Annotated in this window: 25 protein-coding genes; 10 read left to right on the top strand and 15 right to left on the bottom strand. The window is 64.2% G+C overall.

Annotated features, from left to right (window positions below; genetic code table 11):
* Positions 1–3: 3 nt before the first annotated feature.
* The 5 genes from ACR0LD_RS10145 to ACR0LD_RS10125 are packed head-to-tail and all read right to left on the bottom strand — an operon-like array spanning position 4 to position 5861.
* A complete protein-coding gene (locus tag ACR0LD_RS10145) occupies positions 4–804 on the bottom strand; it encodes a PaaX family transcriptional regulator C-terminal domain-containing protein (protein ID WP_170365194.1) in 801 nt (266 codons plus the stop codon).
* Between the two features lie 51 nt (positions 805–855).
* The gene (paaZ, locus tag ACR0LD_RS10140; protein WP_480636736.1) at positions 856–2886 is read right to left on the bottom strand and encodes a phenylacetic acid degradation bifunctional protein PaaZ; all 2031 of its coding nucleotides are present in this window, start codon (positions 2884–2886) and stop codon (positions 856–858) included.
* A gap of 43 nt (positions 2887–2929) precedes the next feature.
* Positions 2930–4282, bottom strand: coding sequence for a TRAP transporter large permease (locus ACR0LD_RS10135; protein ID WP_149775555.1), 1353 nt, complete (start codon positions 4280–4282; stop codon positions 2930–2932).
* Positions 4279–4785, bottom strand: a complete 507-nt coding sequence (locus ACR0LD_RS10130; RefSeq protein WP_170454181.1) for a TRAP transporter small permease — start codon at positions 4783–4785, stop codon at positions 4279–4281. The genes ACR0LD_RS10135 and ACR0LD_RS10130 overlap by 4 nt, the downstream gene beginning before the upstream one ends.
* 56 nt (positions 4786–4841) lie before the next feature.
* Positions 4842–5861, bottom strand: a complete 1020-nt coding sequence (locus ACR0LD_RS10125; RefSeq protein WP_170405156.1) for a TRAP transporter substrate-binding protein — start codon at positions 5859–5861, stop codon at positions 4842–4844.
* Between the two features lie 166 nt (positions 5862–6027).
* Here ACR0LD_RS10125 and paaG point away from each other — a divergent pair, with 166 nt between their 5' ends.
* From paaG to ACR0LD_RS10100, 5 genes are all read left to right on the top strand, one after another.
* Positions 6028–6813: a 2-(1,2-epoxy-1,2-dihydrophenyl)acetyl-CoA isomerase PaaG gene (paaG, locus tag ACR0LD_RS10120; protein ID WP_170365204.1), complete on the top strand. Its 786-nt coding sequence runs from the start codon at positions 6028–6030 to the stop codon at positions 6811–6813.
* Between the two features lie 2 nt (positions 6814–6815).
* On the top strand, positions 6816–7244 hold the full coding sequence (gene paaI / locus ACR0LD_RS10115) for a hydroxyphenylacetyl-CoA thioesterase PaaI (protein ID WP_170357010.1): 429 nt from the start codon (positions 6816–6818) through the stop codon (positions 7242–7244).
* A gap of 15 nt (positions 7245–7259) precedes the next feature.
* On the top strand, positions 7260–8570 hold the full coding sequence (gene paaK / locus ACR0LD_RS10110; protein ID WP_480636733.1) for a phenylacetate--CoA ligase PaaK: 1311 nt from the start codon (positions 7260–7262) through the stop codon (positions 8568–8570).
* A gap of 3 nt (positions 8571–8573) precedes the next feature.
* A complete protein-coding gene (locus ACR0LD_RS10105; protein ID WP_170436209.1) occupies positions 8574–9170 on the top strand; it encodes a TetR/AcrR family transcriptional regulator in 597 nt (198 codons plus the stop codon).
* Between the two features lie 71 nt (positions 9171–9241).
* Positions 9242–9457 carry a hypothetical protein gene (locus tag ACR0LD_RS10100; RefSeq protein WP_170390801.1) on the top strand — a complete coding sequence of 72 codons (216 nt, stop codon included), beginning with the start codon at positions 9242–9244 and terminating at the stop codon, positions 9455–9457.
* Here the strand turns inward: ACR0LD_RS10100 and ACR0LD_RS10095 are convergent, their stop codons facing one another.
* From ACR0LD_RS10095 to ACR0LD_RS10050, 10 genes are all read right to left on the bottom strand, one after another.
* Positions 9458–10216: a Phenylacetic acid catabolic protein gene (locus ACR0LD_RS10095; RefSeq protein WP_170365211.1), complete on the bottom strand. Its 759-nt coding sequence runs from the start codon at positions 10214–10216 to the stop codon at positions 9458–9460.
* A 13-nt stretch (positions 10217–10229) separates the two neighbouring features.
* On the bottom strand, positions 10230–11303 hold the full coding sequence (locus ACR0LD_RS10090; protein WP_480636731.1) for a 2Fe-2S iron-sulfur cluster-binding protein: 1074 nt from the start codon (positions 11301–11303) through the stop codon (positions 10230–10232).
* 10 nt (positions 11304–11313) lie between these two features.
* Complete coding sequence (gene paaD / locus ACR0LD_RS10085; RefSeq protein WP_170340292.1) at positions 11314–11775, bottom strand: 1,2-phenylacetyl-CoA epoxidase subunit PaaD; 462 nt, start codon at positions 11773–11775, stop codon at positions 11314–11316.
* Between the two features lie 6 nt (positions 11776–11781).
* A complete protein-coding gene (paaC, locus tag ACR0LD_RS10080; RefSeq protein ID WP_170390804.1) occupies positions 11782–12543 on the bottom strand; it encodes a 1,2-phenylacetyl-CoA epoxidase subunit PaaC in 762 nt (253 codons plus the stop codon).
* Complete coding sequence (paaB, locus tag ACR0LD_RS10075) at positions 12543–12827, bottom strand: 1,2-phenylacetyl-CoA epoxidase subunit PaaB (RefSeq protein ID WP_005978248.1); 285 nt, start codon at positions 12825–12827, stop codon at positions 12543–12545. Before paaB ends, paaC begins: the two co-directional genes overlap by 1 nt.
* 23 nt (positions 12828–12850) lie before the next feature.
* The gene (paaA, locus tag ACR0LD_RS10070; RefSeq protein ID WP_170340298.1) at positions 12851–13843 is read right to left on the bottom strand and encodes a 1,2-phenylacetyl-CoA epoxidase subunit PaaA; all 993 of its coding nucleotides are present in this window, start codon (positions 13841–13843) and stop codon (positions 12851–12853) included.
* Between the two features lie 15 nt (positions 13844–13858).
* Positions 13859–15061: a 3-oxoadipyl-CoA thiolase gene (gene pcaF / locus ACR0LD_RS10065; RefSeq protein WP_480636728.1), complete on the bottom strand. Its 1203-nt coding sequence runs from the start codon at positions 15059–15061 to the stop codon at positions 13859–13861.
* 191 nt (positions 15062–15252) lie between these two features.
* Positions 15253–15645, bottom strand: a complete 393-nt coding sequence (locus tag ACR0LD_RS10060; RefSeq protein ID WP_170357019.1) for a carboxymuconolactone decarboxylase family protein — start codon at positions 15643–15645, stop codon at positions 15253–15255.
* Complete coding sequence (locus ACR0LD_RS10055; protein ID WP_480632586.1) at positions 15629–16753, bottom strand: aromatic ring-hydroxylating oxygenase subunit alpha; 1125 nt, start codon at positions 16751–16753, stop codon at positions 15629–15631. The genes ACR0LD_RS10060 and ACR0LD_RS10055 overlap by 17 nt, the downstream gene beginning before the upstream one ends.
* The gene (locus ACR0LD_RS10050) at positions 16750–17637 is read right to left on the bottom strand and encodes a MurR/RpiR family transcriptional regulator (RefSeq protein WP_480636726.1); all 888 of its coding nucleotides are present in this window, start codon (positions 17635–17637) and stop codon (positions 16750–16752) included. Before ACR0LD_RS10050 ends, ACR0LD_RS10055 begins: the two co-directional genes overlap by 4 nt.
* A 68-nt stretch (positions 17638–17705) precedes the next feature.
* Between ACR0LD_RS10050 and ACR0LD_RS10045 the strand changes: the two genes are divergently transcribed.
* The 5 genes from ACR0LD_RS10045 to ACR0LD_RS10025 are packed head-to-tail and all read left to right on the top strand — an operon-like array spanning position 17706 to position 24016.
* Positions 17706–20159, top strand: a complete 2454-nt coding sequence (locus ACR0LD_RS10045) for an FAD-dependent oxidoreductase (RefSeq protein ID WP_480636724.1) — start codon at positions 17706–17708, stop codon at positions 20157–20159.
* Positions 20156–21235 carry an alcohol dehydrogenase family protein gene (locus tag ACR0LD_RS10040; protein ID WP_480636722.1) on the top strand — a complete coding sequence of 360 codons (1080 nt, stop codon included), beginning with the start codon at positions 20156–20158 and terminating at the stop codon, positions 21233–21235. Before ACR0LD_RS10045 ends, ACR0LD_RS10040 begins: the two co-directional genes overlap by 4 nt.
* Positions 21232–21810 (top strand): dimethylsulfonioproprionate lyase family protein, encoded by a 579-nt coding sequence (locus ACR0LD_RS10035; protein ID WP_480636720.1) that lies wholly within the window; start codon positions 21232–21234, stop codon positions 21808–21810. The genes ACR0LD_RS10040 and ACR0LD_RS10035 overlap by 4 nt, the downstream gene beginning before the upstream one ends.
* Entirely contained in the window at positions 21807–22913 is a 1107-nt protein-coding gene (locus ACR0LD_RS10030) for a mandelate racemase/muconate lactonizing enzyme family protein (RefSeq protein ID WP_480636718.1), read from the top strand. The genes ACR0LD_RS10035 and ACR0LD_RS10030 overlap by 4 nt, the downstream gene beginning before the upstream one ends.
* Entirely contained in the window at positions 22910–24016 is a 1107-nt protein-coding gene (locus ACR0LD_RS10025; RefSeq protein ID WP_480636716.1) for a mandelate racemase/muconate lactonizing enzyme family protein, read from the top strand. The genes ACR0LD_RS10030 and ACR0LD_RS10025 overlap by 4 nt, the downstream gene beginning before the upstream one ends.
* Position 24017: the final 1 nt, after the last annotated feature.

The raw sequence follows: 24017 nt of genomic DNA, 5'->3' as shown, positions 1-24017 counted from the left end.
GGGTCAGTCTTGGTTTAGCTCGTCGGGCAGGGGGCGCGGCAGTTGATCCAGCAGGCGGAATACCTGCGCGCGACAGGCCGGGCCGGTCCAGTCCGGCGGGCAGAATCCGTCGGGCAGGTCGGGCAGACGCAGAACGACGCGCCGCCACCGGTGCACGATCAACGTGCGCAGCGTGGCGATCTGACAGGGCGTGGGCTCCCAACTGGCCGGGCGGCCTTGGGACACGTGGCGCACGGCCCCGTGCAGGGACCGGCAAGCCGCGCGCAGATCAGGCGGGAACAGCTTTTCATGCACCCAGCGCGGGACCGAGCGGGCGGTGACCTCAAGGATCAGCAGATCGTCCTGGTCCTCGGGCGGTGCCCCCGGTCCCAACGCGGCGTTGCGCCCGATCGGCGTGTAGTCGTGGCTGAGCAGGATGTCTTCCAGCAGCCGGGTGCCGGTGCCATCCTCGGCGATCAGCAGGTGCAGCGGCGTATCCGGCGCAGGGTCACGCGCATAGATGCGCGGCGTGACCCGGGCCGACTGCGTGCGGCCATATTCGGTCAGGAAATGCATCGAAACGCGCCCGACCCGGTCGCTCTCGATCCAGCCATCCTTGCGCAGACGGTGCAGGGCCACGCGGATCGCCTCGGGCTTGATGCCCATCGGTTCGATGATGCGGCCCAGCGCCCCGCCCGATATCTTGGCGCCGCGTTCCTGCGCCATGTCGCCGAACAGCGACACGATGATCGACCAGACCCGCTGATTCTGCGGGTCGGCCAGTTCGGCCACGGCCTGGGTGAACCACGGATGCGCGTTGGTCATGCGCCCAGTCTATCCGGCCCGGCGGTGCAAGAAAAATACTTTGCCGTGCGCTCAGTAGGCGTTCATGGTCAGCAGTTCGTATTCGGCGACTTTCTCGTCATCCTGATTGGTCAGCGTCACGTGCCAGCGCACCTCGCCATAGTCGTCGGTGCGGCGGGTCTTTTGCTTGACCGTCAGGCGGACCTTGATGCTGTCGCCGGCCACAACCGGTTTCATGAAGCGCAGGCCGTCCAGCCCGGTATTGGCCAGCACCGGCCCTTCGTTCGGCTCGACGAACAGACCGGCGGCAAAACTCAGCAGCAGATAGCCATGCGCCACCCGGCCCGGAAAGAACGGGTTTCTGGCCGCCGCGTCCTCGTCCATGTGGGCATAGAATGTGTCGCCGGTGAAATGGGCGAAGTGTTCGATGTCGTCCAGCGTGATGGTTCGGGGCGCCGTTTGCAGCGTCTCGCCGATCTGCAGGTCCGTGAACTTGCGGGTGAAGGGATGCGCGGGGCCTTGGATCTCGGGCGCGCCGGGAATCCATTTCCGGCCGATCGTCGCCAGCATCCGGGGCGAGCCCTGCAGGGCCGTGCGCTGCATGTAGTGTTTCACGCCGCGTACGCCGCCCATTTCCTCGCCGCCGCCGGCGCGACCGGGGCCGCCATGGACCATGTGCGGCAGAGGCGAGCCATGGCCGGTGGATTCCTGCATCGAGTCGCGGTCGTTGATGTAGATCCGCCCGTTGAAGGCGGCAGCACCCATCACCAGCTGGCGCGCGACCTCGGGGTCATGGGTGATCAGCGAGGTGACCAGCGACCCCTGGCCGCGATTGGCCAGCGCGATGGCGTGGTCCAGATCGCGATAGCCCATGATGGTCGAGATCGGGCCGAACGCCTCGGTGTCATGCACGTGCCGGGCGGTGTCGGGATCGGCGCAGTGAAACAGCATCGGCGGGACGAAGGCGCCCTTTTCGGCATCGGCGCCGACCACCTCGAAGGCATCTGGGTCGCCGAACACGCGTTCGGCCTCTTGCCCGATGAGGCGGGCCTTGGCCAGAACGTCGGCCTTCTGCCCGTTCGAGACCAGCGCGCCCATGCGCGTGCCGTCCAGCCGCGGATCGCCGATCGTGGTCTGCGCCAGCTTGGCCGAGATCGCCGCGATCAGCGGCTGGACCTGCGCCTGCGGAGCGATGATGCGGCGGATAGCGGTGCATTTCTGCCCGGCCTTCGTCGTCATCTCGCGCACGACTTCCTTGACGAACAGGTCAAATTCGGGCGTGTCGGGTGCCGCGTCGGGGCCAAGGATCGACGCGTTGAGGCTGTCCTGCTCGGCCACGAACCGCACCGAGTTGGTCACGATCACCGGGTTCTGCCGCAGCTTCATCGCGGTGTCGGCCGATCCGGTAAAGCTGACCACGTCCTGACAGGTCAGGTGATCCAGCATGTCGCCCAGCCCGCCCGAGACCAGCTGCAGTGCGCCGTCGGGCAGGATGCCGCTGTCCAGCATGATTCGCACGGCCAGTTCGGTGACATAGCAGCTGTTTGTGGCCGGTTTCACGATCGCCGGAACCCCGGCCAGCAGGGTGGGGGCCAGTTTCTCAAGCATCCCCCAGACCGGGAAGTTGAAGGCGTTGATATGCACCGCGACACCCTGCAGCGGGGTGCAGACATGCTGGCCCAGGAAGGTGCCGTTCCGCGACAGTTGCTCGACATCGCCATCCAAATAGACATGGCCGTCGGGCATCTCGCGCCGCCCTTTCGAGGCAAAGACGAACATGGTGCCGATACCGCCATCGATGTCGATCAGGTGATCCTTCTGCGTGGCGCCGGTTTCAAAACTCAGGTCATAGAGCGCCTGTTTGCGTTCCGACAGCGCCTGCGCCAGCGCCTTGAGCATCTTGGCGCGTTCATGGAAAGTCAGCCGGCGCAGGGCAGGCCCGCCCACGTCGCGGGCATGGGCCAGCATCGCCTGCACGTCCAGCGTGTCATTGCCGGCGGTGGCGAAGGGCGCGCCGGTGATGGCCGAGGCGATGGTGCGGGCCCCGGCGCCGGGCGCAACCCACTGGCCCGCGGCGAAACTGGAAATCTGTTTCAGAGACATGAAATGCTCCTGTATTGGGGCCGCCTTGCGCGGCGAAATCTGCTCAGTGACCCAACGCGCCCATCTGTTGCGGCAAGTACAGAACCACGATCGGAACCAGAACGATCAGCGCCAGGCGGAAGATGTCGGCCACCCAGAACGGGGTCACGCCGCGAAAGATCGTGCCGGTCGAGACATCGCCCACCACGCCTTTCAGGATGAACACGTTCAGGCCCACCGGCGGGGTGATCAGCGAAATCTCGGTCACCACCACCACGACGATGCCGAACCAGATCGGGTCATAGCCCAGCGAGGTCACCAGCGGGAAAAAGATCGGAACCGTCAGCAGCAGCATCGACAGGGATTCGAACACGCAGCCCAGGATGATGTAGATGCCCAGGATCATCAGGATCACGACGAAGGGTGCCACGTCATAGGCGGTGACCATGGCGATCAGCGCCTCGGGCAGGCCGGCCAGGTTGATGAAGTTCGAAAAGATCTGCGCGCCGATCAGCACTGCGAACAGCGCGGCGGCGGTAAAGCAGGTTTCCTTCAGCACTTCGAAGGTCGATCCCACGGTCAGCCCGCCACGGAACAGCGCGATCAGAAAGGCGCCGGCGGCGCCCATGCCTGCGGCCTCGGTCGGCGAAAAGGTCAGGTTCAGGGGTTCGAAATCGAACACGCCATACAGCCCGCCGATCACAAGGAAGAACAGCAGCAGCACCGCCCAAACGGACCCCAGCGCGCTGATGCGCTCGCCCCAGCTGGCGCGTTCACCGGCTGGTCCGGCCTGAGGGTTGCGCCACACGGTCCAGCGCACGGCGAACAGGTAGAACAGGATGCCCAGAATGCCGGGGATGATGCCGGCCATGAACAGCTTGCCGATCGAGGTTTCGGTCAGCAGCCCGTAGATGACCAGAATGACCGAGGGCGGGATCAGGATGCCCAGCGTGCCGCCTGCGGCGATCGAGGCGGTCGAGAGTTCGTCGGAATACCCATAACGGCGCATTTGCGGCATCGCGACTTTAGACATGGTCGCGGCGGTGGCCAGCGACGATCCGCAGATCGCCGAGAACCCGCCGCAGGCCGCGACTGTCGCCATGGCGATGCCGCCGCGCATATGGCCCAGAAAGGCATTGGAAACCGCATAAAGCTCGCGCGCCATGCCGCCCTTGTTGACGAACAGGCCCATCAGGATGAACAGCGGCACGACCGACAGGCCGTAATCCTGCGCGGTATCGGTGATCTGGCGGCCAACCATCGACATCGCGGCCTTCAGCCCGCGCTCGTCAAAGATCGAGCCGCCGCGTTCATAGGCAAAGCCCAACGTGCCGACCAGCCCCATGGCAAAGACGATGGGCAGGCGCATCAGCACCAGGATCAGGACAAGGGCAAATCCGATGAGGGCAGCGGTCATTGAGTGGATTCCGTCAGGGTCTTGGGGGCAAACAGGTGCAGCAGTCCGGTGATGATCATCACCACGGCGGTGATCGCCACCGACGCAGTGATGAACCAGCCGACGAGGTATGTCGGGATGCTGAGGTATTCGGTGACATCACCATAGTCGCGGGCGCGTTCGGCCAGAATCCACACGCGCTGGACCGGCCAATATAGCATGGCGCCGCTGAGGATATAGATCACCGCGTCACGCAGGCGGCTGAGGCGCAGGCGGTGAAAGATACCGTCGGTCAGGTCCACGGCGATATGCCCGTTGGTGACCGAGATGATGGGCAGCACCGAGAACACCAGAATCGCCATCAGGATGCGCGTCAGTTCAGTGGCGGCCTCGATCGGCGCGTTGAAGACCGACCGCAGGATCACGTCGCAGAAGGTCATCACCATCAGGATGAACAGGGCCGTGCAGGCGACGATCACCGGCAGGACGCTGGCGCGCCGTATAAGCTGGATGAGAGGGGTCATCGGGTGGCTCCGGAAGGGGCTGGGCGGGGGCGGCCAGTGCCGCCCCGCATCAGGGATCAGTTCGAGGACATTTCCGACTTGATCATGTCATAGGCGGCTTGCGCATCGACGCCGGCTTCGTTGACTTCGGCAATAACCTTGGCGCGCACGTCCTCGGCGATCGTCGAGAACTTCTCCATGTCCTCGGCAGCGGCTTCGTGGATCGCATTGCCCTCGGTGCTTTGGGTCGCTTCACGGCCGATGGCGTCGATCTCGTCCCAGATCTTGCCGATTTCGCGGCTCAGCGGTTCGCCGAACACGTTTTCTTCCAGCGCTTTCTGGATGTCCTCGGGCAGGTCGGCGAAGGTGTCCTCGTTCATGATGAAGGCAAACGACCCGCGATACAGGCCGCCCGGCATCTCATAGACGTTCGGGGCCACTTCGGTCAGCTTGAAGCCCTTGCGGGATTCGAACGGCATGACCACACCGTCGGCGGCCTTCGAGGCCAACGTCTCATAGACCTTGGGGGCCGGAACCTGGATGCCGGTCGCGCCCAGTGCGGTGCCCACATCGCCACCGACGCCACCGGGGATCCGCACTTTGAGGCCCGAGATCTGGTCCATCGAGGTCACCGGGCTGCTTGTGTGCAGCTGGGCGGGGCCGTGGGTGTGCAGGGCAATGACCTTGACGCCGCGGTGTTCGTCGGCGGCCTTCAGGTATTTGTCGTAAGCGCGCCAATAGGCGACCGAGGCGGCCTCGGCCGAGCCTTCATAGCCCGGCAGTTCGATCAGCTTGGTCGTCACGAAGCGGCCCGGCTGATAGCCGTGGAAGATGATCGACGCATCCGCCGCGCCATCCATGATCAGGTCCACCTGGGCCGGGGGCGGGGCGATGCCCAGCTTCAACTCGGCAGTCACCTTGCCGTCGGTGGCCTCTTCGACCATCTCGACAAATTTGGGCCACATCTTGGCGTTGATCCCGTGGGTGGGCGGCGCCCAGCTGGAAATCGTCAGGGTGTAATCCGCCGCAAATGCCACGCTGCCTGACACTGCCAAGGCAGCCGTCGCCAACAGCGTTTTGATCCCGTTGAGTTTCATGACTGGTTTCCTCCTCCAAAACATGAGTCACAAATGCGTTAATGGTCCTTTTTGTAACCATCAACCGGCCGAAAGCCCGGATTCGGCGCTTCGTCGGAGAAATTTATTGACCAACCGTTCGGTTAATGCAAGAAGAATATCGAAACGAATGCAAAGCGAGCGGCCCATGAGCGATACGATTCTTGCGCAGCGGCGTGGAAATTATGTGGAAATCACTCTCAACCGCCCTGATCGCCTGAACAGCTTCACCGAGGAAATGCACCATGCCCTACGCCGCGCCATCGAAGGCGCGCGCGATGAGGGCGCGCGGGCGATCCTGCTGACCGGGGCCGGGCGCGGGTTCTGCGCGGGGCAGGATCTGGCCGATCGCGACCCGTCGAAAATGGACGGCCCACCGGATCTGGGCCACACGGTGCGCACCTTCTACGCGCCGCTGGTGCGGTTGATCCGGTCGCTGAACTTTCCGGTGATCTGCGCGGTCAATGGCGTGGCCGCGGGCGCGGGTGCCAATCTTGCGCTGGCCTGCGATATCGTGCTGGCCGCCGAGTCCGCGAAATTTATCCAGTCCTTCGCCAAGGTCGGGCTGATCCCCGATACCGGCGGCAGCTGGCACCTGCCGCATCTGCTGGGCGAGGCGCGCGCCAAGGGGCTGGCCCTGACCGGCGAGCCCTTGATGGCGAAGACGGCCGAGGACTGGGGCCTGATCTGGAAAGTCCTACCCGATGCCGATCTGATGGCCGAGGCGCGCGCGCTGGCCGAACGCCTGTCGAACGGCCCGACGCTGGGCCTGGGTCTGACCAAGCAGACCATCCACGCCGCGGCGACCAACAGCCTGACCGTTCATCTGGAGATCGAGGCCGACGCCATGAAGACCTGCGGTGAATCCGCCGACTATGCCGAAGGCGTCGCGGCCTTTCTGGAAAAGCGCAGCCCGGAGTTTCGGGGCAAATGAGCATGACGCCGAAAGAACGCGCCGAAAAGGCCGCCGCCGCGATGTGGGCGCAGGACCATGCCTCGAAATGGGCGGGGATGGAACTGGTCGAGGTCGACGAGGGCACCGCGACGCTGGCGCTGACCGTGCAGCAGCACCATTGCAACGGGCACGGGATCTGCCATGGCGGCGTGACCTTCATGCTGGCCGACAGCGCCTTTGCCTTTGCCTGCAACAGCCGCAACCAGTCGACCGTGGCCCAGCACAACGTGATCAGCTATGTCGCGCCGGGCCGGCTGGGCGACCGGCTGACCGCCCGCGCGACCGAACAGAGCCTGACCGGCCGCAGCGGCATCTATGACGTGACCGTGACCAATCAGGACGGCCAAAAGATCGCCGAGTTCCGGGGCTTTTCCCGCGCGACCAACGGCACTCTGTTTCCAGAATCTTGAGGTGAGGAGGACATCATGAAGGATCTGACCCCGAACAAAGCGGATCTTGACCCGATAGAGATCGCGTCGATCGATGAAATCCGCAGCTTGCAGTTGGACCGCCTGAAATGGTCGCTGCGCCATGCCTATGACAACGTGCCGATGTACAAGCAGCGGTTCGACGAGGCCGGGGTGCATCCCGACGATCTGAAAACCTTGGCTGATCTGGCCAAGTTTCCCTTCACCTACAAGAACGATCTGCGCGACCACTATCCGTTCGGCCTGTTCGCCGTTCCGCGCGAACAGATCATCCGCCTGCATGCCTCGTCCGGCACCACGGGCAAGCCGACCGTGGTGGGCTATACCAGGAACGACATCGACAACTGGGCCGATCTGGTGGCCCGCAGCCTGCGCGCCAGCGGTCTGCGCAAGGGCGACATGATCCACAACGCCTATGGCTATGGCCTGTTCACCGGCGGCCTGGGCGCGCATTACGGGATCGAGCGTCTGGGTGCCACGGTCGTTCCCATGTCCGGCGGTCAGACCGAGAAGCAGGTGGCCCTGATCACCGATTTCAAACCCGACGGCATCATGGTCACGCCGTCCTACATGCTCAACATCCTCGAACAGTATCACAAGGTCGGGATGGACCCGCGCGAAAGCTCGCTGTCGGTGGGCGTGTTCGGGGCCGAACCCTGGACGGATGCGATGCGCAAAGAGGTCGAGCAGGCCTTTGACATGCATGCCGTCGACATCTACGGCCTGTCCGAGATCATGGGGCCGGGCGTCGCCAACGAATGCGTGGAAACCAAGGACGGCCCGGTCATCTGGGAGGATCATTTCTACCCCGAGATCATCGACCCGCAGACCGGCGAGGTTCTACCCGACGGCGAAATGGGCGAGTTGGTCTTTACCACGCTGACCAAGGAAGGCCTTCCGATGATCCGCTACCGCACCCGCGACCTGACGCGGCTGCTGCCGGGCACCGCGCGCTCGATGCGGCGGATGGAGAAGATCACCGGCCGCAGCGACGACATGATCATCCTGCGCGGGGTCAACGTCTTCCCCAGCCAGATCGAGGAGCAGGTCATGGCCACCGGCGGCATCGCCGCGCATTACCAGATCGAGCTGTACAAATCCGGCCGCATGGACGCGATGCGCGTCTATGTCGAGGCGATGCCCGACGCGGCGGATGAACTCAGCAAGACCGCCGCCGCGCGGATGCTGACCAAGCGGATAAAGGACATCGTTGGCGTTTCCACCGAGATCGTTGTAGGGGACCCCGGCGATGTCGAGCGCAGCCAGGGCAAGGCCAAGCGCGTCGTCGACAACCGAGACAAGGAGTGAGGTTTGGCCCGTACGATTGCAAAAGATCACGATCAGAAACGCGCGCAGATCCTGAAATCGGCGGCGCGGGTCTTTGCCCGCGAAGGCTTCGACCGCGCCTCGATGACCCAGCTTGCGCGCGAATGCGGGATCTCGAAGGCCAACATCTATCACTATTATGACAGCAAGGACGCGATCCTGTTCGACATTCTCGAGACCTATCTGCGGGAACTGCGCGACCTGATCTGCGGTCTCGAGATTGAAGGCCTCAGCCCGCCCGAAAAACTGCACCGCGTGGTGGCCGAGATCCTGCTGGCCTATCAGGGTGTGGATGACGAACACCGGGTCCAGACCAGCGGCATGTCGGCTCTGCCCGAGGATCAGCAGCGCCTGTTGCGCGGATATCAGCGCGACATGGTGAATTTCCTCAGCGGGATCCTGTCCGAGGTCGCACCCGACGTGTTCCAGGGCGACGGAGCCAAGCTGCGGTCGGCCACGATGTCGGTCTTCGGTATGCTGAACTGGTACTACATGTGGAATTCCGGTGCCGATGCGCAGGCGCGCCGGGACTATGCCGCGCTGGTCAGCAACCTGACCCTGTCGGGCGTCAAGGCGCTGTAGCTCCGGCCCTGCCGGCATTGTGATTTGGCTTTCGCGGGTGTCCCGGCGTTTACTTGCAGTCGGAGGGCGCCATGCAAAAACCGGAACGGTTCGACAAATTCTATTTCGCCAAGGTCGGGATGGGCGAGGCCTGCGGCTGCGCCGAGCGCATCATCGACGTCTATGAATTCAACCGCAAAGCGGGTGCGCGTGACGCGGGCACGGGCAAGCTGGCCCGGTCAAGGCGTCGCGGCCTGCGATCGCTTGCCCGGAAATACGGCCTGATCAGCCGCCCCAGCGGGCGGTGATCACGGGGTGCGCAGGCCCAGCCGCGTGACGACCTCTGCGGCCTCGGCCAGCCAGCGGTTTTTCAGTTCGACCCCCGAGGCCCGGCGCAGGCCCATCTGGCGCAGCTTTTCCATCCGCTCGGGGTTGCCCGCTCCGAAACCTGCCGCCACCCGGGGCCACCAGTAATCGACCGATTCCTGCATCGCCGGCGCCGCGCCCTGTTCCAACAGCTTGACCGCGCCTTCCAGGGCCAATTCACCGTGATGCGCCTCGATCGGGGCGATAGCGCGGAACGCCTCGGCCAGCGGCTGATAGGACACCAGCGCGAACTCGGCCAGTTGCACGCCCACGGCCCGGCTCATCAGCAGGTTCATCACCACCGCATCGGTCCAGCCTTCGATCGGATAGTTGAAGACCGCAAGGCGCATGTCATGTTCGCTGCGCGTGGCCCCGATATCGGCGGAACGGTTCAGCCGTGCGGTCCACGGGTGATGCGTGGCATAGCGGTCGGTATCCGCGCCGAACTCGCCCATGATCTTCAGAACGCGGTCGGCATTGTCGGTCTTTTCCAGAACGATCTTCGCCGCCGCGATACGTTCCTTGATGCCCGGGCCCTGGTTGATGATGTCGGCGAACCCCGCCGCACCGGCCAGTTCGCTGTCGACGAAGGTCGCCATCAGCTTCATCAGTTCGGCCCGGTATCGGGGTGGCACGTTGGTCGGGTTGGTCAGAACGCCGCCTGCGGCCAGGTAGCTTTCGATGCTCATGTCTTCGGCCATGGTCCCTCTCCCTTTACTGGTCGTAATCGACGACGACATTGTCGGTCAGCGGGTAGGCCTGGCAGCTGAGCACATAGCCCTTCTCGACCTCGTAATCCTCGAGCGCGTGGTTGGCCACCATTTCGACCTCGCCTTCGATCACCTTGCAGCGGCAGGTCGAACAGACCCCGGCCTTGCAGGCATAGGGGGCGTCCATCGCGTTTTCCAGCGCCGCATCCAGAATGGTCTGGTCCTTGGGCATGGTGAGGGTCTGGCTGGCGCCGTCCAGCGTGACGCGGGCCTGAGTCTGGTTGGCCTGTGCAGCCGTTGCCACATCGCCATGCTTGCGTTTGGCACGGCCCGGTTGGGCGCTGGCGAACAGCTCGAACTTGATCTGGCTGTCATTCAGCCCGTGTTCGCGCAACGCCTCGGCAATGCCCAGCATCATCGGCTCGGGGCCGCAGATGAAGGCGGTGTCGGTGTTCTCGACGTCGATCCAGTGCTGGAACAGTTCGGCGCATTTTCTCTTTGTCACCAACCCGGTGAACAGGTCGATCTCCTGCGCGTCGGTTTCCAAGATATGGATCACGTTCACGCGGCCCATATACTGGTTCTTCAGGTCTTCCAGCTCTTCGCGGAACATGATCGTGTTCACGCCCTTGTTGGCATAGACCAGCGTGAAGCGCGCATTCGGCTCGCGTGCCAGCGTGGTCTTTAGGATCGACAGCACGGGCGTGATGCCCGACCCGCCGGCAAAGCCCAGGTACTGCCGATGCGCGGCCGGGTCCAGCGGTGTGTGGAAGGCCCCCATCGGCGGCATCGCCTGCAGCCTGTCGCCCACTTTCAGCTCGGTGTTGGCCCAGGTTGAAAAGGTGCCGCCCTCGACCCGTTTGATGCCCACCTGCAGAACGCCGTCATCCTTGCCCGCGCAGATCGAGTAGGAGCGGCGCAGCTCTTCCCCGTCAAATTCGCGGCGGAAGGTCAGGTACTGGCCCTGGACAAAGTCGAATTCCTCGGCCGCGCCGTTCACCGGTTTCAGCGTGACCACGACCGCGTCGCGGATGGTCTTGTGGATGTCGGTGACTTCCAGATCGTGAAAACGTGCCATCCGGTCCTCCTCAGATGCACTTGAAATAGTCGAAGGGTTCTAGGCAATCGGTGCAGCGCCAATGCGCCTTGCACGGGGTCGAGCCGAACTGGCTGACCTTTTCCACTGCCGTGCTGCCGCAATGCGGGCAGCGGTCGGGTCCGCCCGCGGGCTGGGGCGGCGCGATGCCATAGTCCTTCAGCTTCGCACGGCCTTTGTCGCTGAGCCAATCGGTCGTCCAGGCCGGAGATATGCGGGTCTCCAGCTTGATCTTGTCGATGCCGTGGTCGCGCAGGGCGGTTTCGATGTCCATCGCGATGACCGAGGTCGCCGGGCAGCCCGAGTAGGTGGGCGTCACGGCAACCTTCAGCGTGTCGCCTTCCCATGTCACATCGCGCACGATGCCCAGATCGACGACCGAGATCACGGGGATCTCGGGGTCGGGCACGGCGTCGAGCCATTCCCAGACCTGCTCTACGTTGGCGCGGTTCATCTGCCTTTACCAGGTTGCGCCCGGATAGGCCCGCTGCAGCCATTGCATCTGGGTCAACAGGTGGCCCAGATGTTCGGTATGCATGCGTCCGTCGCGGCCGCCCTTGTGGGCAAAGCGGCTGTCGGGAACGGTCAGGGTGGCCTCGGTCAGTACGCGCCGAACCAGCGCGTCATATTCCTCGCGCAGGTTGGCCGGATCGGGGGCGATGCCCGCGGCGGCCATCTCGGCATCGACCTCGTCGCTGGCGAACATCTCGCCCACATAGGGCCAGAGGTAATCCAGCGCCTCCTGCATGCGTCTGTGGCTTTCCTCGGTGCCGTCGCCCAGCCCGACCACCGTGTCGCTGGACCGTTCCAGGTGATAGGCGACCTCTTTGCTGGCCTTCTCGCCAATCGCCGCGACCCGGTCGTCAGACGACTTCAGCAACCGGCCCAGCATGATCGAGTGCCAGGCATCAAACAGGAACTGGCGCATCAGGGTGCGGCCGAAATCGCCGTTGGGCACCTCGACCAGCAGCACGTTGCGGAAATCCCAAGCGTCGCGCAGAAAGGCCAGATCATCGGCAGACTTGCCTTCGCCCTGGACCTCTCCGGCCAGGCCCAGCCACATCTGCGTCTGGCCGATCAGATCCAGCGCGGTGTTGGCCAGGGCGATGTCCTCTTCCAGAACCGGCGCGTGGCCGCACCATTCGCTGACGCGATGGCCCAGGATCAGCGTGTTGTCCCCCATCCGCAGCAGGAATTGCAGGAATGCCTCGTCGCGGGTCATCACATCGCCCCCACTTCTTCGGGGATGTCGAAAAAGGTCGGATGACGATAGACCTTGCTTTCGCTGGGCTCGTACAGCGGGCCTTTGTCGCTGGGCGAACTGGCGGTGATGTTGTTGGCCTCGACCACCCAGATCGAGACGCCCTCGTTGCGGCGGGTATAGACGTCGCGGGCGTTCTTGATCGCCATTTCGGCGTCGGGCGCGTGCAGCGAGCCGACATGGCGATGGCTCATGCCGTGCTGGCCGCGAATGAAGATTTCCCACAGGGGCCATTCGTTTTTCATCAGGTGTCCTCCTATCGGGCAGGTTATTCGGCTGCGACCTTGCGGGCGCGTTTCTTGCGGGCATGTTCCAGCAGACCGTCACGCACCCATTTGCCGTCGTCCCAGGCCTTGTTGCGGGCGGCCAGGCGGTCGGTGTTGCAGGGGCCGTTGCCCTTGATCACGTCAAAGAATTCCGACCAGTCGGGCTGAGTGAAATCGTAATGCCCGCGCTCTTCGTTCCATTTCAGGTCGGGGTCGGGGATGGTCAGGCCCAGATACTCGGCCTGCGGCACGGTCTGATCGACGAATTTCTGGCGCAACTCGTCATTGGTGTTGATCTTTATCTTCCACGCCATCGACTGGGCCGAATGCACCGAGTCCTTGTCGGATGGGCCGAACATCATCAGCGACGGGTACCAGAACCGGTTCAGCGCGTCCTGCGCCATCTTGCGCTGTTCAGGCGTGCCCTCGGCCATCTTGCGGATCGCGTCATAGCCCTGGCGCTGGTGAAAGCTTTCTTCTTTGCAGATGCGGATCATCGCGCGCGAATACGGCCCGAACGAGGTGCGCTGCAGCGGCACCTGGTTCATGATCGCTGCCCCGTCGACCAGCCAGCCCACCGCGCCGATATCGGCCCAGTTCAGCGTTGGATAGTTGAAGATCGAGCTGTATTTCATCCGCCCGTCCAGCAGCATCTCGGTCAGTTCGTCGCGGCTGACGCCCAGGGTTTCGGCGGCGCAGTACAGGTACAGGCCGTGCCCGGCCTCGTCTTGTACCTTGGCCAGAAGGATCGCCTTGCGTTCCAGCGTGGGCGCGCGTGTGATCCAGTTGCCTTCGGGCAGCTGTCCGACGATCTCGGAATGGGCGTGCTGGCCGATCTGGCGGATCAGCGTCGCGCGATAGTCGTCGGGCATCCAGTCCTTGGGCTCGATCTTGATGTCGGCGTCGATCTTGTCCTGAAAGGCGCGTTCCTGCTCGGTCATTTCCTCACGGGATTTGACGCCTGTTCCTGCCGTCTTGATCATCTGAGCGTACATGTCGGGTCTCCTCCCTTACACGCGTTCGAGAATTAGCGCGGCGCCCTGGCCCACGCCCACGCACATGGTGCATAGGGCATAGCGCCCGCCGGTGCGGCGCAGCTGATAGGCCGCCGTCATGACCAGCCGCGCGCCGGACATGCCCAGCGGATGGCCGATGGCGATGGCGCCGCCATTAGGATTCACATGGGGTGCGTCATCAGCCACGCCAAGTTCACGCAGGGTGGCCAGACCCTGGGCGGCGAAGGCCTCGTTCAATTCTATCACATCCATCTGCTCGATGCTCAGCCCCGTGCGGGCCAGCACCTTGCGGGTGGCCGGGACCGGGCCGATCCCCATGACACGGGGTTCGACCCCGGCAACCGCCATGCCCACGACACGGGCCATCGGGGTCAGACCGTTCTTCTGCGCGGCGGCCTCGTTGGCCAGCAGAATGGCCGCGGCGCCGTCATTGACACCCGAGGCATTGCCCGCCGTCACCGTCTTGTCCGGCCCGTTGACGCCCTTCAGCCCCGCCAGCTTTTCGGCCGTGGTGCCGGGGCGGGGATGTTCGTCGGTGTCCACCACCAGCGGGTCGCCCTTGCGTTGGGGGATGGTGACGGGGGTGATTTCCTCGGCAAAAACGCCGGCTTGATGCGCGGCCGCCCAGCGGGCCTGGCTGCGCGCGGCAAAGGCATCCTGATCTGCGCGGCTGATGTCATAGTCCTCGGCCACGTTGTCGGCGGTCTGCGGCATCGAATCCGTGCCGTACATCTGCTGCATTTTCGGGTTCACGAAACGCCAGCCGATCGTGGTGTCATAGACCGCGTTTGCGCGGGAAAAGGCGCTGGTGGCCTTGGGCATCACGAAGGGCGCGCGCGACATGCTTTCGACGCCACCGGCAATCGCCATGTCATAATCGCCCGCCTTGATGGCCCGAGCGGCCATGCCGACCGCATCCATGCCGCTGGCGCACAGGCGGTTGATCGTGGTGCCGGGCACCTGAACCGGGAAACCGGCCAGCAGGGCGGCCATGCGCGCCACGTTCCGGTTGCTTTCGCCGGCCTGGTTGGAATCGCCCAGGATCACGTCATCCAGGCTGGACCAGTCCACCTGCGGGTTCCGCTCTTTCAGCGCAGCCAGCGGGATCGCGGCCAGATCGTCGGTGCGAACCTGGGACAGGGCCCCGCCATAGCGTCCGATCGGGGTGCGCTGTGCGTCGCAGATGAAAGCGTCCATGCGTCGGAACCTCGTGTCTTGCGTCCGGGTCAATAAGTGACCGCTTGGTCGGGTAATACGCCCGGAAGCGATTCGCGGCAAGGAAAATGTAACGCAATCGTGCACCAAATCGAAATTCGGTAACGTATTTGTGCCGACATGAGAAAACCCGCACGGGGGCGGGCGATCTCGATCTTCGGGGCAGGAACCGACTAAAGCTGACCGGCTTCGGTCAGAACCTTGCGCGCCACGCGAAAGCACTCCAGCGCCTGCGGGACGCCGCAATAGATGCCGACGACATGGATGATCGCCCGAATCTCCTCCTTGCTGACGCCGTTGTTCAGGGCTCCGCGACAGTGGATCTCCCACTCGTGCATCTTGCCCAGGGCGCCGATCATCGACAGGTTCATCATCGAGCGGGTCTTGGGGTCGATCACCTCGTCCCCCCAACCGAAGCCCCAGCACCAGGCTGTCATGGCCTCCTGAAATGGGCGGGTGAAATCATCCGCCGCGGCCAGGTTCTTTTCCACGTATTCGTCGCCCAGCGTCGCCTTGCGCTGCGCCAGTCCCTTCAGAAACAGGTCTTCGTCAAAGATGTCGGCCATCGTCCACTCCGCTTGCATCTGTATCCACCGCCTCGCGCATCCATTGCTGCAAGCGGGCGATCGAATGTTCCGACATTACGCCGCAAGCCGGGTCCAACACCAGCGGGCCGGGGCGATAGCCGCGCGATTTCAGGCCGCGATGCACGCTTTCAACCAGCCGGATGTCTTCTTCGACCGTGGTTTCCCGGTCCTGCACCGCCAGTTGGCGGATCACCGCGCTTTCGGATCCGCCCTCGGTGTACCAGCCGCGCCAGACGGTGCAGTGATCGGCATCCTGCGCGCGCCAGTGATAGGTGTTCAGCACATTGCCGGGATAGCACTGGAACGAGAACATCGGCCACAGAAACCACGACTGATAGTCACCCGCATGGGGCACAGACAGGTCGATGGGATAGGTCATCTTGTCGAGGCTCTGACACTCGGTCGTATGGCGCAGAACGTATCCGCCGCCTGCGTCGGGTTGAATGTCATAGGTTTCGGGTTTGACCACACCTGTGGCAAAGGTCGGGTGATTGGTCGGGCAGTGATAGCATTCCGAGTAGTTCTCAATACTGACCTTCCAGTTGCAGTTTTCGGGAATCTCGACCCATTCCAGCGGCTCAAGATCGTCGATCAGCGGGACAAAGGCGCGGATTTCCGCGCGCACGCCGGGGTACCAGTCGTCCATCGGGGCGGCGTCATCGTCGAGGTTGACGAAAATGAAGCCGTTGAACAGCTCGGTCCGCACCGGGGTCAGACAGATCGCGCTGCGGTCGAAGCCCGGAACCGATTTGATGTTCGGCCCGGCGCGCAGGTGCCCGGTGAGTTCGTAAGTCCATGCGTGATAGGGGCAGACGACGACGCGGGTGTTGCCGGCCCCGGTCACCACCTCATGCGCGCGGTGCTGGCAGACGTTGTAGAAGGTGCGGATTTCACCATCGCGCCCGCGGATGCAGAACAGGTTCTGGCCTGCGATTTCAAAGGCGAAGTAGTCGCCCGGCTCGCGCACCTGCGCCACATGGCCGGCAAATTGCCAGGTGCGGGCCAGAAGTCCCTGCTTCTCCTGCTCGAATATTGCCGGGTCGGTGTAATAGCGGGCCTCCAGCGATCGGGTCAGCGGTGCGGTCATTCTGGTTCCTCCGCATAGAGGCCAAGTTGGTGCCGGCGGCGGTGAAACCGCTCCACACGCTCGACGATTTCATCGCTGGACAGGGCGACCACGAAAGACAGAAGCGTCTCAAGCAGCGCGATGGTCGAAACCGATGACGGAAAGAACTGGGGCGTATCGGCGGCGACGACAAACCCATGTTGCGCGTTCAGAATGACCGGGCTGGCGGGGCTGTCGGAAATGCCCACCACGGTCATGCCCTGTTCGCGGGCCAGCTTCACCGCCTCGATCACCTCGGTCCGGTAGGGGTGACAGGTCATCGCGATCAGCACGTCCTGTTCATCGGCCCAGGCGAGATCGTCCACCGGGGTCGAGCCGGGGCGGGGGATGGCGTGGAACTGCTTCATCCCGGTCGAGGCCAGATAGGTGAAGTTGCGCGCGTTCGCGTTGTTGACGCCGACGCCCAGCGTGAACACCTGCCGCGATGTCCAGATCGCCTCGGCCGCGGCCTGCAATCGGGCGGCGTCGATCCCGGCGAAGGTTTCTTCGATGTTTCGGATCGCTGCCCCGACCATGTCGGCATAGAGCCCGCCCAGCTCGCCGGATTTGCCGATCTCCTGCAGCCAGCGGGCCCGGTCGGGGAACGACACGGTGCCTCGGCGGATGGCGTCGCGGAATGGCGCGCGGAAATCCTCGTAGCCCTCGAACCCCACCTGCCGCGCCATGCGGACGAAGGTGTTGGGTTTCACGTTTGCGGCCTCGGCGATTTCGCGCACGGTCGAAACGCCAACATCCGCGGGGTTCTCCAACACATAGCGGGCGGCCTTCTGCGCCTCGGGCGTCAGGGCGTCCCATTCACGGGTCAGCCGGTCAAGAACGGTGTTTGATACATTTGTGTCATTCATGATTGACGATGGTACAAATGTGGCTTTAGCTTGTCGAGAAGAAATGCGACTCGGTGAGAGGAAAAATCATGTCCGGGAAGGAACTGCCGTCACAGGCCCGCGTGGTGATCGTGGGCGGAGGTGTCATGGGCGTCGGTCTGGCCTACCACCTGGCGCACGAGGGCTGGACGGATGTCGTTCTGCTGGAAAAGGCCGAGCTGACCAGCGGCAGCACCTGGCATGCGGCCGGGCAGATCACCCATTCGACCAGTTCCTTTGGTCTGGGCAAATGCGTGGACTACAACATCGGGCTCTATTCCGGTGCGCTCGAGGCCGAGACCGGGCAGGCGGTGACATGGCATGGATGCGGCTCGTTCCGGCTGGCCTATACCGAAGATGAGGTGGACTGGTTGCGCCATACCCTGTCGGTGGGCCGGTCGCTGGGCTTCAACATCGAGCTGGTCGGCCCCGACCGCGTAGCCGAACTGCACCCGTTCTACAACCTCGACGGGGTTCTGGGCGCGCTGCATACGCCGGATGACGGGCATGTGGACCCGACGAACGTGACCATGGCCATGGCGGCGGGGGCGCGTCAGCTGGGCGCGCGGATCATTCGCCGCTGCAGGGCCACCAACATCACCCAGGCGGCCAATGGCGAATGGGTGGTCGAGACCGAACGGGGCACGATCCGCTGCGAACACGTGGTAAATGCGGGCGGCACCTATGCCCGGCAGATGGGCGAATGGTCTGGCCTACAACTGCCGATGACCTCGATGACCCACCACTATTTCGTGACCGAACCGGTGCCACAGTTCCAGGACCTCGATCACGAGTTGCCTGTGATCCGCGATGACCGCAAGGTCTCGGGCTATATCCGCATGGAGCAGAAGCGCGGGCTGATCGGGATCTACGAAAAGGAGAATTCGAACTCGGTCTGGCATGACCATTGCCCGTGGGACTATGAAAACTGGCTGTTCGACGCCGATTACGACCGGGTCATGCCGTGGCTTGAAGAAAGCCTGAACCGGATGCCGATTTTCGCCGATCTGGGCATCCAGCGCGAGGTTCACGGGGCGATCTCGCACCCGCCCGACGGCAATCCGCTGATCGGTCCGGCGCCGGGGGTGCGAAACTATTGGTGCTGCTGCGGCACGCAGATCGGCATCGGCTGGGGCCCGGGCCTGACGCGCGAACTGGCGCGGTGGATGGTGCATGGGGCGGCCGACATTTCGATGCGCGACTATGATCCGCGCCGGTTCGGGGCCTATGCCACCAAAGACTGGCAGGTCACCAAGGCGCATGAGGATTACAAGCTGCGCCACGAAATTCCGTTTCCGCATTTCAACCGCCTTGCCGGGCGGCCGGTCAAGCCGTCCCCCCTGTATGGCCGGCTGAAAGCAAAGGGGGCCGTGTTCGAAGAGGTTTATGGCCATGAACGCCCCCGCTGGTTCGCAAAGGACGGCGTTGAACAGCGCGACCATTATTCCTTCCGCCGCAATGTGGTGCATGACATGGTGGCCACCGAATGCAGGGCCGTGCGCGAGGCGGTCGGCATCATGGATATCTCGGCCTTCACCAAGGTCGAAATCAGCGGCCCGGATGCCCGGGCCCTGCTGGACCGGCTGGTTGCCAACCGCCTGCCGCAAAAGGTGGGCAGCATCGCGCTGACCCACATGCTGAACCGCCGTGGTCGGATCGAGCTGGAGACCACGGTCGTGAAACTGGCCGAGGACCGGTACTACCTCGTCTGTGCCGCCTTCTTCGAGCAGCGCCTGCTGGACCACCTGACCCAGCATCGCGACGAAGAAAACGTCGAAATCATCCTGCGATCCGATGACTGGGCCGCGCTCAGCCTCAATGGCCCCCGGGCGCGCGAGGTTTTGGCCGCCTGCACGGATGCCGACCTGAGCAATGCCGGTTTCAAATGGCTGACTGCGCAGGAAATAGACGTGGCGGGTCACCGGCTCTGGGCGTTCCGCATGTCCTATGCCGGTGAATTGGGATGGGAACTGCACATGCCGCGTGACTGCGCCTTGGCCGTCTACGATACGCTCTGGGCCGCAGGCGCACCGCACGGCATCGCCGATTACGGGTCGTTCGCGATGAACGCGCTGCGGATGGAGAAGGCCTTCAAGGGCGCAGGCGAGTTGACCAACGAGGTCACCCTGGCCGAGGCCGACGTGCTGCGCTTTGCCCGCACCGACAAGGAATACCTGGGCAAGGACCGGACCCTGAACCCCGATCTGCGCTGGGTCTGCGCCTATCTGGAGATCGAACCAGATGGCCAGAACGATGGGCATGGCGGCGAGGCGGTCCTGCTGGACGGCAAGGTCGTGGGCTCCACCGCCTCGGTGGCCTACGGGCATACGGTCGGCAAGATCCTTGCCTTTGCCTATGTCAAACCGCAGGCCAATGTGCCGGGAACCGAAGTGCAGGTGGTGATTGCGGGCGTGCCGCGTCGCGGGCGGATCCTGGGCGCGCCCGCCTATGACCCGCACAGTGTTCTGCCCCGAACCGATACCGCGATGGAGGCTGCGGAATGATCCCGAAGACGATGAAGGCCATGGTCCTGACCGGGCATGGCGATCTGGACAAATACGAATGGCATGAGGACTGGCCCACCCCCACACCCGGCCCGATGGAGGTGTTGATCAAGGTGGGCGCCTGCGGGCTGAACAACACGGATGTGAACACCCGCACCGGCTGGTATTCCAAGGCGGTGGACGAGGCCACCACCGGCGGCGCCTATTCCGAGTTGGATGACGACGACAGCACCTGGGGCGGCGCGCCCCTGACCTTCCCGCGCATTCAGGGCGCGGACGCGGTCGGAACAGTCGTGGCCGTGGGAGAGGGGGCCGATCCCGCGATCATCGGCCGGCGGGTGATCGTGGCGGGCTGGCTGCGCGACTGGTCCGAGCCGATGAACCGCGACAAGGCGGGATATTTCGGCTCGGAATGTGACGGCGGCTTTGCCGAATACACCAAGGCCGACATCCACGGCGTGGCTGCGATCGACTCCGACCTGAGCGATACCGAACTGGCGACCTTCAGTTGTTCCTATGTGACGGCCGAGGGCATGTTGGACAGGGCGCAGGTCGGCGAGGGCGACACGGTTCTGATCCCCGGCGCCTCGGGCGGTGTGGGCGGGGCGCTGATCCAGTTGTCCAAGCTGCGCGGCGCACGCGTGATCGCCATGGCCAGCGAGGCCAAACACCCCGAGGTCGCCAAACTGGGCCCGGATCGCATTCTGCCGCGCAACCCCAGGAACCTGCGGGCCGAGCTGAAAGGCGAACGGATCACCGTCGTCGCCGACGTCGTGGGCGGAGAGATGTGGCCCAAACTGATCGACATGCTGGAGCGTGGCGGGCGCTATACCTGTTCGGGCGCGATTGCCGGTCCGATCGTGCAGTTCGACCTGCGCACCTTCTATCTGCGCGATCTGACCTTCACCGGATCGACCGTGAACACGCCGCAGAATTTCTTTGATGTCGTGAAATACATAGAAAATGGGCAAATCAAGCCAGCTTTGGCCGCCACTTACCCGTTGACTGAGCTGCGAGAGGCCCAGCAGGCCTTCATCGACAAGCATCATACCGGCAACATCGTGGTGATCCCATGACCCTTGAAAACGTTCTCGAAGCCGCGCGGCACCTGCATCAGACCCTGCCGGCGCTGTCCGAATTCGGCACTTGGCCCACCGACCTGACCGCGACCGGTTTGCAACCGCGGGCGATTCCCGCCACGCCGCTGGTGCAGGCGCTGGATCAACCCGGATCACCCCGGACAACGGGCTTGGTTCAGGCGATCCGGTCGGCGGCGCATCTTGCCCACTGGAAACGCACCTATACCGAGGCAGAGGTCGGTGCCGATTTCCGCAATCGGTACGGGTATTTCGAGCTGTTCGGGCCAACCGGTCATTTCCATTCGACCCAGCTGCGGGGCTATGTCGCCTATTGGGGCGCCGGGCTGGACTATGACTGGCACAGCCATCAGGCCGAGGAGCTTTACATGACGCTGGCGGGTGGCGCGGTCTTCAAGGTTGAAGGAGATCGGGCCTTTGTTGGCGCTGAGGGCACGCGGTTGCACGCCAGTTGGCAAAGCCATGCCATGTCCACGGGGGATCAGCCGATCCTGACATTCGTACTGTGGCGGGGCGAGGGATTGAACGACCTGCCCAGGATGGACGCCGCATGAAGATCACCCGCATCTCGGTCTTTCAAGTCGATCTGCCGCTTGAACACCCCTATTGGCTGTCCGGCGGACGTCTGAAATTCGAGGTGCTGGATGCCACTTTCGTCAAGATCGAAACCGATGCCGGGCTGACCGGCTGGGGAGAGGGCACGCCGTGGGGCCACACCTATGTGCCCGCGCATGGGCCGGGCATCCGGGCGGGTATCGAGACCATGGCGCCCTTCGTCCTCGGGCTGGACCCGCGCCGGGTTCTGGAGGTCGAGCGGGCGATGGACCACGCGCTGCCCGGGCACCTTTACGCCAAATCGCCGATTGACATGGCCTGCTGGGACATCGCCGGGCAGGCGACCGGGCTGCCGATTGCCGATCTGATGGGTGGCGGGTCACGCAGCCCTGCGCCGATCGCGTCCTCGGTCGGGGCCAAGACCGTCGAGGAAACCCGCGCGGTGATGGATCGCTATCGCGGCCGCGGCTATTGGGTGCATTCGGTCAAAGTGGGCGGCGACGTGGATCGCGACATAGAACGCATCCGCGATGTCGAGGCGCACCGCCCTGCGGGAGAACGCATCCTCTATGACGTCAACCGCGCCTGGACGCGGCAGCAGGCGCTGCGGGTGATGAAGGCCACCGAGGATCTGGGCGTGATGTTCGAACAACCCGGCGAGACGCTGGACGACATCGCCGCCATCCGGGCCCTGCATTCCGCGCCGGTCAGCGTGGATGAAAGCCTGGTCACCCTGCAGGACGCCACACGCATTGCCCGCGACGGGCTGGCCGAGGTCTTTGGGATCAAGCTCAACCGTGTCGGCGGCCTGACCAAGGCTTCGCGGATGCGGGACATCGCGCTGGCGCATGGCATCGACATGTATGTGATGGCCACCGGCGGCTCGGTTCTGGCCGATACCGAGGCGCTGCATCTGGCCGCCACCATCCCCGACCACAACCGCTTGGGCGTCTGGGCCTGTCAGGACATGCTGACGCTGGACCTCGCGGGCGGGCGCGGCCCGCGCAACCGTCAGGGCCACCTTGAACTGCCCCAGGCCCCCGGCCTCGGCGTAGCCCCGGATGAAGATGCACTGGGGGAACCAAAGGCCGTGTACCAATGACCCGCATCACCCGCATTTCGCTCTGGCATGTGCCGCTGACCAGCCATCAGGCCTATTACATGGCTGACGGCAAGGCCTGCGACACGGTTGAAACGGTGGTTCTGGCGCTGGACACCGATGACGATCTGACCGGCTGGGGCGAGGTCTGCCCGATTCCGCATTACCTGCCCGCCTATGCGCGCGGCGTGGCCCCGGCGGTTCAGGACATGGCCCCGGTTCTGCTGGGCGCCGACCCGATCGGACCCGAGGCGTTGATGGCACGGCTGGACCGGCACCTGCCGGGGCATGTCTATGCCAAATCGGCGATCGACATCGCGCTGTGGGATCTGACGGGGCAGGTGGCAGGGCTGCCACTGCACGCGCTGCTGGGTGGTCGGCGGGCGCGAACGATGCCGCTCTATCACTCGATAACCTGCATCGCCCCGGCCGAGATGGCCCGCATCGCCCGCGAGGCGCAGGCGCAATGCATCACCCAGTTCCAGGTCAAGCTGGGCGCGGATGCCGATTGGCAGGCTGATGTCGAGCGCCTGCGTCTGGTGCGCGAGGCGGTGGGAGACGGGCCGCTGGTCTATGGCGATTGGAACTGCGGCGCTACGTCTCTGGATGCCAGCCGGGTGGGGCGGGCGGTCGCGGATCTGGATGTGATGCTGGAACAACCCTGTGCCACGATCGAGGATTGCGCCCGCGTGCGCGCCGCCACCGGCCTGCCAATGAAGCTGGACGAGGGCGCACACGACACCGCCAGCCTGATGGCTGCGCATGCGCTGGGCTGCATGGATGCGGTCGCGGTGAAGCTGTCGAAATTCGGTGGGCTGTCGGCTGCGCGCCGTGCGCGTGATTTGTGCCTGCATCTGGGGGCGAAGATGTGCGTCGAAGACACCTGGGGATCTGACATCACCACCGCCGCCCTGTTGCATCTGGGCGCAGCAACTGAACCGGCGCGCCTGATGAACGTGTGCGACCTGTCGGGCTATGTCGCGCCGCGGCTGGCGCCGGATGGCCCGACCCGCAAGGGCGGCCGGATCGCGCCGCCCGACGGGATCGGCCTGGGCATCGCGCCAGACCGCGAATTCCTGGGCGCGCCGGACGTGATACTGGATTAGG

The sequence above is a fragment of the Ruegeria sp. BF8 genome, from assembly GCF_056538625.1.
The sequence above is the reverse complement of the archived record's forward strand: the minus strand, read 5'-3'. Positions and strand labels throughout refer to the sequence as shown.